Annotated in this window: 15 protein-coding genes; 7 read left to right on the top strand and 8 right to left on the bottom strand. The window is 42.4% G+C overall.

Annotation, left to right across the window (positions count from 1 at the left end; all coding sequences use genetic code 11):
* Positions 1–509 (bottom strand): RNA polymerase sigma factor RpoE (gene rpoE / locus EAG18_RS17090; RefSeq protein WP_125253575.1); only part of this gene is annotated, 509 nt, incomplete at its 3' end.
* 296 nt (positions 510–805) lie between these two features.
* Here rpoE and nadB point away from each other — a divergent pair.
* Positions 806–2407 carry an L-aspartate oxidase gene (gene nadB / locus EAG18_RS17085; RefSeq protein ID WP_125253574.1) on the top strand — a complete coding sequence of 534 codons (1602 nt, stop codon included), beginning with the start codon at positions 806–808 and terminating at the stop codon, positions 2405–2407.
* A gap of 513 nt (positions 2408–2920) precedes the next feature.
* Here nadB and EAG18_RS22485 read toward each other — a convergent pair.
* The gene (locus tag EAG18_RS22485) at positions 2921–3274 is read right to left on the bottom strand and encodes a protein YgfX (protein ID WP_343327583.1); all 354 of its coding nucleotides are present in this window, start codon (positions 3272–3274) and stop codon (positions 2921–2923) included.
* A 40-nt stretch (positions 3275–3314) separates the two neighbouring features.
* Entirely contained in the window at positions 3315–3566 is a 252-nt protein-coding gene (locus EAG18_RS17075) for a succinate dehydrogenase assembly factor 2 (RefSeq protein ID WP_125253573.1), read from the bottom strand.
* A 160-nt stretch (positions 3567–3726) separates the two neighbouring features.
* Here EAG18_RS17075 and EAG18_RS17070 point away from each other — a divergent pair, with 160 nt between their 5' ends.
* Both EAG18_RS17070 and EAG18_RS17065 read left to right on the top strand, forming a co-directional pair.
* The gene (locus tag EAG18_RS17070; protein WP_125253572.1) at positions 3727–4638 is read left to right on the top strand and encodes a transcriptional regulator; all 912 of its coding nucleotides are present in this window, start codon (positions 3727–3729) and stop codon (positions 4636–4638) included.
* A gap of 11 nt (positions 4639–4649) precedes the next feature.
* The gene (locus EAG18_RS17065) at positions 4650–5135 is read left to right on the top strand and encodes a peptidylprolyl isomerase (RefSeq protein ID WP_125253571.1); all 486 of its coding nucleotides are present in this window, start codon (positions 4650–4652) and stop codon (positions 5133–5135) included.
* Positions 5136–5181: 46 nt separating this feature from the next.
* On the opposite strand, the gene EAG18_RS17060 is transcribed toward EAG18_RS17065, so the two are convergent.
* Genes EAG18_RS17060 through EAG18_RS17050 form a run of 3 tightly spaced genes read right to left on the bottom strand, consistent with a single transcriptional unit; the run spans position 5182 to position 6806 of the window.
* Positions 5182–5631 carry a hypothetical protein gene (locus EAG18_RS17060; RefSeq protein ID WP_125253570.1) on the bottom strand — a complete coding sequence of 150 codons (450 nt, stop codon included), beginning with the start codon at positions 5629–5631 and terminating at the stop codon, positions 5182–5184.
* 12 nt (positions 5632–5643) lie between these two features.
* A complete protein-coding gene (locus EAG18_RS17055) occupies positions 5644–6471 on the bottom strand; it encodes a DUF481 domain-containing protein (RefSeq protein WP_125253569.1) in 828 nt (275 codons plus the stop codon).
* A gap of 17 nt (positions 6472–6488) precedes the next feature.
* A complete protein-coding gene (locus tag EAG18_RS17050) occupies positions 6489–6806 on the bottom strand; it encodes a DUF440 family protein (protein WP_125253568.1) in 318 nt (105 codons plus the stop codon).
* Between the two features lie 198 nt (positions 6807–7004).
* On the opposite strand from EAG18_RS17050, the gene EAG18_RS17045 reads away from it, so the two are divergent.
* The 4 genes from EAG18_RS17045 (at position 7005) to EAG18_RS17030 (ending at position 9858) form a co-directional block, all read left to right on the top strand.
* Complete coding sequence (locus tag EAG18_RS17045) at positions 7005–7796, top strand: crotonase/enoyl-CoA hydratase family protein (protein WP_125253567.1); 792 nt, start codon at positions 7005–7007, stop codon at positions 7794–7796.
* Positions 7797–7886: 90 nt separating this feature from the next.
* On the top strand, positions 7887–8252 hold the full coding sequence (locus tag EAG18_RS17040) for a CidA/LrgA family protein (protein WP_275557330.1): 366 nt from the start codon (positions 7887–7889) through the stop codon (positions 8250–8252).
* A complete protein-coding gene (locus tag EAG18_RS17035; protein ID WP_125253565.1) occupies positions 8245–8940 on the top strand; it encodes an LrgB family protein in 696 nt (231 codons plus the stop codon). The genes EAG18_RS17040 and EAG18_RS17035 overlap by 8 nt, the downstream gene beginning before the upstream one ends.
* A gap of 96 nt (positions 8941–9036) precedes the next feature.
* On the top strand, positions 9037–9858 hold the full coding sequence (locus EAG18_RS17030) for a mechanosensitive ion channel domain-containing protein (RefSeq protein WP_125253564.1): 822 nt from the start codon (positions 9037–9039) through the stop codon (positions 9856–9858).
* Here EAG18_RS17030 and EAG18_RS17025 read toward each other — a convergent pair.
* Both EAG18_RS17025 and cysS read right to left on the bottom strand, forming a co-directional pair.
* Complete coding sequence (locus EAG18_RS17025) at positions 9848–10741, bottom strand: mechanosensitive ion channel domain-containing protein (protein WP_125253563.1); 894 nt, start codon at positions 10739–10741, stop codon at positions 9848–9850. The genes EAG18_RS17030 and EAG18_RS17025 overlap by 11 nt on opposite strands.
* A gap of 311 nt (positions 10742–11052) precedes the next feature.
* Positions 11053–12432: a cysteine--tRNA ligase gene (cysS, locus tag EAG18_RS17020; protein WP_125253562.1), complete on the bottom strand. Its 1380-nt coding sequence runs from the start codon at positions 12430–12432 to the stop codon at positions 11053–11055.
* Positions 12433–12548: the final 116 nt, after the last annotated feature.

Here is a 12548-nt window from a genome sequence, read left to right as displayed (position 1 = left end):
GTCCCAACTGGGCAGTCCATAACAACAGCGATTTCTTCATAGCTCATTCCCTCGATCTCACGCAATGTAATTGCGGTTTTCAAATCATCGGGTAAACGGTCTATCGTTTTAAATATCACTGCTTTTACTTCATCACTTAGTAGCAAGTTTTCAGGTGATGCGTTTGATCTTAGCTGATCAGCACCATCATAAAACTCTGCTTCTTCTGCATCTACGTCATTGGCAGGTGGTTTTCTGCCTTGCGCTACTAAATAATTTTTTGAACAGTTAACCGCGATTCTATACAGCCAAGTATAAAATGCGCTTTCTCCCCTAAAGTTAGGTAACGCTCGATAAGCTTTAATGAACGTTTCCTGTGCCACATCAGCCACATCGCCTTGATTTGCTACATAACGAGAAATCAGCGCTGCAACTTTATTTTGATATTTAGCAACTAACAGGTTGAATGCGTTTTTATCTCCCTGTTGAACGCGTTTAACTATATTTAGATCTAAATCCTGCTCGCTCATTCGAGCCGGTACTCCTCTTTGTATTTTTCTAAATCGTAACTAGTTGCCATCATTTACAGCTACTCTGACTTAGTACCGAATAAAAAGTTCTGTTTTTTTGTATTTTTTTTTAAAATAAACGAATTCATCCATCTTTGCGTACTAATTCACGGCAGCTTTTTAGCGCTAACGCGTAAGCTATCTCACAAAAAGTTCTAAATGATTCTCATTAAACGGAACAAACTCTCTGCCTTCTATGATAGCAGATGTGATATAAATAACAGAATTAAACGTAAAAACAGTTAAGATCTTCGAATATGAAAAATACGACTCACCATAGTACCGATGTTGTTATTATCGGTAGCGGCGCAGCTGGCCTCTCGCTCGCTTTATCCCTAGCGAATCACTGCCAAGTCACAGTGATTAGCAAAGGTGCTTTAAAAGAAGGTTCTACGTTATATGCTCAAGGCGGTATTGCTGCGGTATTTGATAAGAAAAACGATAGTATTGAGTCTCATGTCGAAGACACCCTTGCTGCAGGTGCGGGCTTATGTGATCGCGAAGCGGTACACTACACAGCCTCTAATGCAAGAAATTGCCTTAACTGGTTAATAGAACAGGGCGTTCCGTTTGATATGGAAGTCGACAGCAAAGGAAAAGAGCGATTTCATCTCACTCGAGAAGGTGGCCACAGTCACCGCCGAATTTTGCACGCCGCCGATGCCACTGGCAAAGCTGTGCAAACCACCTTAATTAGCCAAGTACAACTACATCCAAGAATTAACATATTAGAACAGTATAATGCGATTGATTTAGTCCAAGACAAAACCGCAAACCCAAGCTTTATAAAAGGAGTTTACGTTTACAACCGTAAAGCGGATCGGGTCGAAAGTATTACAGCTAAGTTTGTCGCTTTAGCCACCGGTGGCGCGAGTAAAGTCTATCTATACACCTCAAACCCCGACGTGTCATCCGGTGATGGCATCGCGATGGCGTGGCGCGCGGGTTGTAAAGTCGCCAATATGGAGTTTAATCAATTCCACCCAACGAGCTTATACCATCCAGAATTACAAAACTTTTTGATCACAGAAGCCATGCGTGGTGAAGGTGCACTGTTAAAACGTCCAGACGGTACACGCTTTATGCCAGACTTTGACGAGCGTGAAGAATTGGCACCTCGAGATGTAGTTGCTCGTGCAATCGATTATGAAATGAAGCGGTTGGGCGCGAATTGCGTTTATCTCGATATTTCTCACAAAGACAAAGAGTTTATTATTGAACACTTCCCTACTATCTACGCTAAATGTCTAAGTGTAGGGTTGGACATTACCAAAGAGCCGATACCCGTTGTTCCAGCTGCACATTACACCTGCGGAGGAGTAATGACTGACTTTAACGGCCGAACCGATATAGACAATTTATATGCCATTGGTGAGGTTGCGTATACAGGTCTTCATGGAGCAAATCGCATGGCAAGTAACTCGCTCCTTGAGTGCATCGTCTTCGCACATGCAGCGGCCAAAGATATTTTGGCAAAAATAAACGACAGCAAAGCGCCTGCTCTTCTCCCTGACTGGGACGAAAGCCGCGTCAGTAACTCTGATGAGGAAGTGGTGATCACCCATAATTGGCACGAATTAAGACTATTTATGTGGGATTATGTAGGGATTGTGCGCTCTACAAAACGGCTAGAACGTGCCTTGCGACGCGTCGAATTATTGCAACAGGAAATACACGATTATTATGCTAACTTCCGAGTAAGCAATAACCTATTAGAACTGCGCAACTTGGTGCAAGTCGCTGAGCTAATTATCCGCAGCGCATTAGAGCGCAAAGAGAGCAGAGGGCTGCACTACACCCTAGACTTTCCAGATATGACCGACAACCCATCACCGACTATATTATCACCAGAAAAATAGCCTAAGATTCGGCTAGTAGTTTTGTAGTGGAGGCGCTACCAGCTCTCCGCTACACTTCCTGATATAGCAAACGCGTACTAATACCAATTTGACTTAATACTTGTTCAATTTGAAGGAGTAAATCTGACGCTAACAGCGTTAAAAATTTCTCATTTAGAACAACTAAATAGCAAAATTTTTGCCTTGTTATCATCAAGATTTTCTCGCCTCAAAATAGACCACTTAATTAAGCAAATTGGTATAAGAATAGTTTGCTTTGGCTCCCTCCTACCATCTTGGTATCTGTACCCTCTAGGTAACGCGACGTTACGTACCAATAGCTGGATAACTATTGGCAGTGGAGCCTCCAAAATTGGCCGCCTTTAATACCAGCTAGCCTTGCCTGCAGGACGTGGGTACCTCGGTGCTTGCGAGGCGTGGTAGCGATATTATCGACAAAAATTGCTCGCCTCAAAATAAACAGCTTAATAAGGATAATTGGTATAAGAAAGGGATTAACACGCGAAGTTCAGGTTACCTAGCATTTAGCATAAGACGGCAAAGCAGTCGCCAATCTGACTCTCGAACGGCGTCACGTCTGATAAACACCCGCTGTTTTAGATGGTGTTCATCCTGTAACTTGAGCTCAATTTGAATGTCAAACCAGATTGTTGCGGCCATTAACCGCCCAGTCACATTCATCGTTAGTGATTGTACCTCTATATAGTTTTTTTCTGGCAGCAACAACAAAGTTCCACAGGTTGGCGTGAGAGCTTGATACTGTCTCCAGCACCAATAACTGAGCACAAAACATACTGGTGCGATGAACCACCAAAGCAGAGGGAATAACAATAAAAATAGGAATGTGAGGCATAGCGCAAGAACCACAAAGAACTTGTGGCTCTGTTGGTTATACTGAAATTCGACTCTAGACGCGGATCCGACCAAGGATAAATGTAACCATACTTTTTAGCTCTGGATCGGGACATACTTCATGACCCATAAACCAAGCGAACAAATCTGGATCTTCACAGGTAACTAAGCGCTGAAATACATATTTACCCTCGTCAGACAACGCATCATATGCCTCATCAACAAACGGCCCTAAAATAACGTCTAACTCTAACATGCCACGACGGCAAGCCCATTTAACTCGAGCTTTTGGCAGCAACTCAACCATAAACTGATTAACCCCTCATAAACTAATGATAAAATTATACCCACTCTACTGTGCTTATGCCATAAAACTTATAGAAATGGCGTCTTGAAATCGACACTCCCTATCTCCACTTCAGTTTTTACGATAACATTACGAAAACACTTTTATAGGGATCAACATTATGTCTATTGCTCGTGCTTTTAAGCTACCGCTTCGGATTATTCGCATTTCAGGTCAAGATAAACTGAGCTACTTGCACGGTCAGGTTACCCAAGACATTAACCTTATCAAAGACGACAACTTCATGTGGTCAGGGCATTGCAGCCCAAAAGGTAAGTTATGGGCGGTATCTCGTATCACCCGCTTTGAAGATGAATACTTGATGATAGCAAGTGAAGCTGAAGCAGAGACTTCTCTACGTGAGCTGAAAAAGTATGGTGTCTTCGCTAAGGTTGAAATCGACTTCGCTGAATGTGAAACCTATGGCATGCTCGTTGAAGACACCCAGACCATAAAAGACGTATTTGACGTTAATTTAGACACAGACTCAACAGCATTTGACGTCGAAAACGGTAAGTTGCTCAAGCTTGATGCACACCGCTTTATCCTCCTTTCATTTAACAATGCTGGTATACCTGCATCGCTGCCTCTAGAGGCTGACTCTACTCCGTTTATTACAAGCAGTATTCTCGCGGGCGAGCCTACTCTGAGCTCTGAACACCTTGATGAATTTGTACCACAAATGGTTAATCTCCAAGCTTTAGATGGGATCAGCTTTAAAAAAGGTTGCTATACTGGTCAAGAGACAGTGGCACGCATGYGCTATCTCGGAAAGAATAAGCGTGCAATGTACATTGTTAGCGGAAGTGCGAGTCAACACATCGAAGAAACAGATATCGAGCTACAAATTGAAGATAACTGGCGTCGTGGTGGCAAAATAATCCATCAGACCTTTGACAGCAATACTAACCAGTTTTATGCGTTAGCAGTGATGCCTAATGACACGCCTGCGCATGCAATACTAAGAGCAAAAAATTCACCTGAGGTAGACCTTACCATTCAACCTCTACCCTATTCTTTAGAAGACAACTAACGGGATCTTATATGATTATTGGCCCTAACTCAGTAGTAACTATTCACTACTCAGTTCAAGACAAAGACAACAATACAATTGATAGTACATTTGATGATGAGCCAGTAGTGGCCATGCTTGGTTCTGGCTACTTGATCCCAGGTTTAGACGATGCACTACAAGGTAAACAATCAGGCGACACCTTTAGTGTCACGATTGAACCTCAAGAAGGCTACGGTGAGCGCTATGATGAGTTAACGCAAGCTGTACCTAAGTCCATGTTTGAAGGAATGGAAATTGAAGTCGGGATGCAGTTCAGAGCGACCACTGATGAAGGCGATCAAGTCGTTGTTATCATCGGGATTGAAGATGAAGAAGTCATTGTTGATGCMAACCACCCGCTTTCAGGGATCACACTAAACTTCGACGTAGAGGTCATTGAAGTACGCGAAGCCACAGCAGCTGAGGTTGCACATGGTCATGTACATGGTGAAGGCGGCTGTGGTCACGACCACTGATCTGCATCAAGCAATCAAGTTACTAAAGTGAACGAAAAAGCGCTGACTATTCAGCGCTTTGTTTGTTAATCAATTTACTTTCCATCGCAGCCACCAACTGTGTTTTATCATTGGTACCAACACGATACTTAGTGCCATCTTTCATGACCACCTCAAGTGCATCAAACCCCGCTACAGTATAGACCCAACCATCGGTGCTGATCCGCATGCCTAAGCCATGGCGTAATGAATTCTTCACAGGTTGTACGTAATCAATATCATCAAATTTCAGCGTAATTTTGGCAACCGATGGACCAAACCACCAGCTCAACGTTTGTTGCTGTGGGTTAACCTCAACCGTTAGCCCATAAAAAATAAAGGCAACTATCGCTAGGATCACCAAAAATCCAACAAAAGCTATATTTGTGCCCGTAAGGTAGATTGCTAATGTGGTAAAACTTGCGATAAACGCCAGCAAAAGCCAAATGACCCATGCAAATTGAGTATTTCTATACATTTCTAGTCTTCTTTAATTAAAGCTGTAAACCAATGTCGCACCGAGCTCAGTATCCACTTTCTCTTTGTCGTCTTCAGGTTGTGAGTTATAGCGGTAGATAAATGCAAACTTCAACGCAATACCACCTAAAACTTGAGTAACAAGTGCTGATTCAGCAAAAAGCCGAGAGTTTAGGCCTGATAAAGATTGCTCGTAGCTCACATCCTGATTAAAGCGAGTGCGCTTTGATACGTTCCTCTCCCATTGCAATGCCATCCGTAACAACTGACCTTTTTCTGTTCTTTTCTCATCGGGTTCCAATGCTATTTCATTATCTACCCGTGAAATAGACATACCAGGGCCTATATCTATATCAACTGTATTTTTCTTTCCCTCAAACATACGGCTACCATAGCCAAGGGCAATTGTTGAGGTGTATTCTTTGCCGTTAAACCTGTCTCGCTCATAGTCTCCATAAACGAAGAATGACGATTTATCATTGCCAAGCTTGTAATTACCTTGCGCTGAGCCAAAGTAACGAGAGGCAGAGACGTCCTCGACTCCCGTTTCAGTGTCTTTTTCACGTCGATACAAGCCATCAAATTTATACTGATTACGCCACGTGGGTAAGTCTTGGTACAAATTACTTTTTAGTTTAAAGGAGGTGTTTTGCGTATTGCCTTTGTTAACAATAAATCCAAACTCAACATCTCCATAAAGCATTTCACCCTGATGTTTTGTGTGTATCTCGTCATCAGGCATATTGCCATACTCATGAAAGTCTTCAAATGGATCGGTAGCCTCACTTGGCGACGATAACAGGCCAATGAACACAAAAGTTATAAATCTATATAATGCCACGCGTAACTACTTTTGCTTCACTGCTTCCAAATAATATGACAAAAAGGTGCGTCTAAATCTCTGCTGATGAGGATCTTCGCATACACCTGATCAGAATCGTCAAACTCAATACCCACCAGTACTTGAACAAAGTGCTCAGGCTCGGCTTCTTGTTCGTATGTAGTGACACTGGACCAGCTTTCGTCCGGCTCACTCTCCTCAATAAACCCCCGGGCTTCACGATGTTCATTAAACGTTTCTATATCGTGTTCTTCCAAGTTATCTGGTGCTAACTCAAGGAAAATGTCATATGCTTGGTGGGTTACTTCTTCGATTGTACAAAGTCTTGCTGTCATGGGGCTAGCCTGTGGCTTTTACATTAGCGCAATAATAGCAAAATGTGCAAAAACATAAATATCCCGTCGCGATAATCAAACATAAATTAGCGCTAAGTGGTGAAGAAATATCACGAACAGTTGGATCTCAAGACGCTTTTAAGTTATTACTCTAAAAACAGCGCTTCATGCCATAATAAAAGACAGGGACATTTCACTATGATTTCATACACTGAGACCAATAATATCGCTTATGTCACTTTATCTCGTCCCGAGAAACAAAATGCACTATCAGTAGATATGTTTGTTGGTTTAGACAATGCAATAAAAACTATTTCAAAAAACAAAGCTATCCGTGCGGTTGTGATCCAAGGTGAAGGCGCACACTTTTGTGCTGGTCTCGATGTCAAAAGTGTATTAAAGAAACCAACAGGTATTTTAAAATTATTAAGAAAATGGCTCCCAGGAAATGCGAACTTAGTACAACGTGTTGTCCTCGGTTGGCAATCGTTGCCTGTTCCTGTTATTGCTCGCATCACAGGAAATTGCTTAGGGGGAGGCTGCCATATTGCCCTTGGTGCAGATATTCGTCTCGCTGACAACAGCGCCCAGTTCGCTATTATGGAGGCAAAGTGGGGATTGTGCCCTGACATGGGCGCAAGCTTATTATTGCCAGCTAGTATGAATAAAGACAAAGCATTAATGATGACCATACACGCACAGCGAATAGATGCACAAAGCGCATTAAAAGATGGCTTAATCACAGAACTATGTGACGACATAGATATGAGACTAGACCAACTACTGTGCCAATTCAGCAACCGCTCGCCTGACGCCATTGCTGCAATAAAGAAAGTATATAATCAAGCCTACAATCAGCCATCTAGGAAATTACTGTGGCTTGAAACTTGGTCACAGATTAAATTACTGGTCGCCAACAACACTAAAATAGCAATGAGCAACGCCTCATCAACAGAGCAGCAGCCTTATCAACCGCGCAAAAAGTGGTAAGTCCCGAGCGGTGTCCAAAAGTATGATAGCTTGCACAACCAAAATACGTAAAATAAAGACTTCACAATCACTTGGGAGCATGAAGCACTGATGCAAAGGTTGCAGTTCATCATTAAATTTTCATTCGGCTTTGCTATTATTCTAGGATGCTTATTGGGTGCCAAATGGATCGTTATGCTGAGCGAGATTAAGCTACCAGCGGCACTACTTGGGATGGGTTTTTTGGTCATATTGTTATTTCTTGGCGTGGTAAAACCTGAGTGGATAGCACCTGCGGCCAACCCCATTTTGAAGTACATGGCGTTATTTTTCATTCCTGCCGGTGTTGGTGTCGTTGAGCATATTGACTTATTTCAGTCCCAATGGGTAATGCTGGCATTACTACTTACTATCGTGCCGACTCTGATATTGACGTCGTTAAGTCCTATCGTTAACCGTATTAAGTTCCGTGATTAATATACTGATTTACTCAACACTCACCGTCGTATTGTTTGTCACGATGCGGGCGCTATATCAACGTTTCCCTATAACATTGTTCAACCCCGTATTGCTGTGTATTTTGACTATCTCCACTTTTTTATTACTCACTCAGTTTGAGTATAAAACTTATCAGCAAGGTACGTTGCCAATTCACTATTTACTTGAACCGGCAGTGGTTGCCCTTGCTTTTCCGCTATTTAAACAGTTTCACCAAATTAAGCCGGTATTTTTTGCATTGTGCTTTACCAGTTGGCTTGGCGTTTCTTTATCAACCTTAAGTGCTTTTTTGATTTGTAATATGTTTGCATCAGATGACGCTATTGCAGCTTCAATGGCGGCATTATCTGTCACCACACCAATTACATTATTGATAAGCGATTTTCTTGGTGGGATCCCTGCTGTAGCGGCAATTATGGTGATCCTTATTGGCGTTTTTGGCGGCGTTTTTGGATTGCATATATTGCACCTTTGCAACGTACAATCCATGCAAGCGAAAGGTATTGCGTTGGGCATCGCTTGTCATGCAATTGGTACCAGTGCGGCAATGGAACATCACCCAGTAGCAGGCGCATTCTCATCCGCAGCAATGACAATTACTGCCGTGATCACAGCATTATGGGTTCCTGTATTTTATAATTTGCTAGATAGAGTAAACTTTGGATGAGGTGGTAAGTAAATAAGCTTTGTCTATCGAGTATTCAGCTCAGCGTAAAAGCCAACCGTCAGAAAATAAATTAACCAACAAATATGAGAAAGTATCGTGATTAATCAAGAGATTGAACAAATTGAGCGCTATTACAACATCATTCGTGAATACTTGGTGACTTACAGCTTCCAATTACTCGCCGCAATCGCTATTTTTCTGCTTGGTTTGTGGCTTTCTAAAAAGCTCTCGAAAGCCACCGAAAAATTGATGCTGAAGCACAGCATCGATCCTGCACTTACCAACTTTGTGGGCAATGTTATCAAAGTCTTGATAATCGCCATGTTCGTAGTAATTTCTCTTGGTAAAATAGGGATTAGTATCACTCCTTTTGTCGCTGCCATCGGTGCGGCCTCCTTGGGTGCAGGTCTGGCGCTACAAGGGATGTTAGCAAACTACGGTGCTGGACTTGCTATTATCGCTACACGCCCTTTTGTCATCGGTGATACCATCAGCATTAAGGGGGTGAGTGGACAGGTCAAAATGATAGAGCTTGGACATACTACCCTGATCAATGAAGACAACGTTGAGATCACGATTCCAAATAAACATATTGTGGGGGAAATATTACACAACTCATTTGAAAACTCACTTGTAAAAGGAGAAATTGGTATTGCCTACCATGCCGACTACGAACAGGCATTACTACTTATCAATAATGCGCTTGCCAATAACAGTAAAGTCAGTCAATCTCCTAAGCCACAGGTTGGTATAGAAACATTTGCCGACAGCGCTGTAGTCTTAAGCTACCGTTACTGGGTACCAACCACTGCGCTAATTGAAACTAAATTAGAGATCAATAAGGCGGTATTCGCTGCCATTAACAATGCCAATATAGAAATACCCTTTCCGCAACGTGTAATTAAACTTATTCAGTAGGCTGTGTAGTGGAAAAACCACTGCGTAAATGAAGATCTCGTTGTGGAAACGGGATCTCAATTTGGTATTTGCGAAACGCATCATCAATCGCCCATAAATAGTCAGAAATCAGGGCTGTCGGCCGCTTTACTTGCTCAGGCTGTACCCACACTCCCAGCGTAAAGTTCAAACTGCTATCGCCAAATCCCGTCATCCATACTGTTGCCTCCCTCCCTGCAGTATTGAGTGTATACTGAACATTTTTGGCAGCTTCCAATGCAGCTCTCTTAACGAGTGCTTTATCACTGCCATAGGCAACAGAAAAAGGAATACGAAAGCGGCGGTACTTATCTGACATGGTCCAGTTTGTTATGGTGTTTGATACCATTTCTGAGTTTGGGATCAATAAGTCCACATTGTCATTTGTGCGGATCCAAGTGGAACGCATATGAATGGCAATAACCTCACCAACCATACCATTGTTTAGCTCAACAAAGTCCCCAACCTTAACCGTTTTTTCTAACAGTAGTACTAGCCCTGAAACAAAGTTATTTACCAAACCTTGCAACCCAAGACCAATTCCAACTCCCAGAGCACTGGCCACGAGCGCCAGTTCAGTTATCTCAAAACCAAGTGCGGTCAGTGCAATAATAAACCCGATAAACAACACAATGTAGTGGATAATGCGACCTATCACGTAAGCCGACGTGTGCTGAATAACACCCTGCTTAGACGCAATTCGGTTGAACGCCAGACGCAATACCTTGGAAATAATAAACGTCGCTATCACCACTGTCACAAAAGACAGCGCCTCACCGATTTCTAATGAAAACTTGCCTAACGAAAATAGTTTTTGGTCAAGCCATGGAATATCCATATCTATCTCTTGGGGCACTTTTATCATCACTTTTTTACTTTAATCCTAGTTAAACTAAGTGTGCGTGGCTCACACCAGAATTACAAGCATGTATCGCACTGTATAAACCCTACATAATGAGTTGCTTACTCTTTTCAAAGCTCATACCTAAACAAATAACAAATCAATACCACAAAGCCATGAAAATACAGCGACGTAATATTACCACGCACCGCCACTGGGGAACTCATTGTTTTGGGATAGTCTAAAAGTAAAGTTACATTAATTCAGCTAGCCCTTAAAACAAAAAAGCCTTCTGCACAATGAAGAAGGCCTTTGGTAACATCTTTTCAATATGGCTATGCTTTACGCCATGTCGTTTTGCCCGCGCTATCTTCCAGTACAACGCCCATTGCGGTTAGCGCATCACGTGCTTCATCAGCAGCAGCCCAGTCTTTACTTTCTCGAGCAGCTCGGCGTTTTTCAATCAACGCTTCAATTTGTGCAACTTCATCATCGCCTTGCTCACCTTTAAGGAAAGATTCAGGGTCTTGCTGGGCAATACCAAGTACCTCAGCCAGTTTTACAAGAATGTATGCGTACTCGCCCGCAGCTTGCGCATCGCTATCTTTTAAGCGATTCACTTCTTTTGACAGCTCAAAAATCACAGGAAGCGCTTCCGGTGTATTGAAGTCATCGTTCATAGCAGCTTCAAAACGCTCAACATAAGCGCTTTCTTTTAGCTCTACTTCCACCAGTTTTACACCACGTAACGCAGTATAGATACGCTCTAGTGATGAGCGCGCTTGCTCAAGGTTTTCTTGTGAGTAGTTTAACTGGCTACGGTAATGACCATTAATTAAGAAATAACGTACCGTTTCTCTGTCAAAAGCTTTTAGTACTTCACGTACAGTAAAGAAGTTACCAAGAGACTTTGACATCTTCTCTTTATTAACTTGCACCATACCGGTGTGGATCCACGTATTCACGTAGCGGCCATTATTTGCGCAGCACGATTGCGCAATTTCATTTTCATGGTGAGGGAATTGTAAATCTGAACCACCACCATGAATATCAAAAAATTCACCTAAGTGCTTTGAACTCATTGCGCTACACTCGATGTGCCAACCTGGACGACCTTCTCCCCAAGGTGACTGCCATGCTGGCTCTCCTGCTTTAGCCTTTTTCCATAATACAAAATCAAGCGGGTCGTCTTTACCTTCAGCCACTTCAACACGCGCCCCAGCCTGAAGCATGTCTAAGTCTTGTTGCGAAAGTTGACCATATTGCTCAAATGTTGATACGTCAAATAATACGTCACCATTTTGCGCGACATAAGCATGACCTTTTTCTATTAAACGAGCGATCATATCGATGATTTCATCCATGTGACCCGTCACTGTCGGTTCTATGTCTGCCGGTAACATATTCAATGCGTCAAAATCTTCGTGCATTGCTTTGGTCATGCGGACAGTTAACTCATTAATCGACTCGTTATTTTCAGCGGCACGTTTAATAATTTTATCATCGACATCGGTAATATTGCGTACGTATGTGACGTCATACCCAAGGTAGCGTAGATAGCGATTCATCACATCAAATGAAACGTATGTTCGCGCGTGTCCTACATGACAGAAATCATAGATGGTGATACCACACACGTACATATCAACCTTGCCTTCTTTGAGCGGTTTAAAAGGGGCTTTTTGACGCGTGAGTGTGTTGAAAATCTGCAACATGTAGTTTTCTTCCTAAATACGTTCATTTTTTAACAAAAGAGTTACCAATCATATCACCTACGTTGCAACGCCTCTAGATTTTAATAGTGTTTTAAGGCTGTTTTTTTTATTTTTTA

This window comes from Pseudoalteromonas sp. J010, from assembly GCF_003934235.1.
Taxonomy (GTDB): Bacteria; Pseudomonadota; Gammaproteobacteria; order Enterobacterales; family Alteromonadaceae; genus Pseudoalteromonas; species Pseudoalteromonas peptidolytica.
This window is presented reverse-complemented; position numbering and strand designations above follow the sequence as displayed.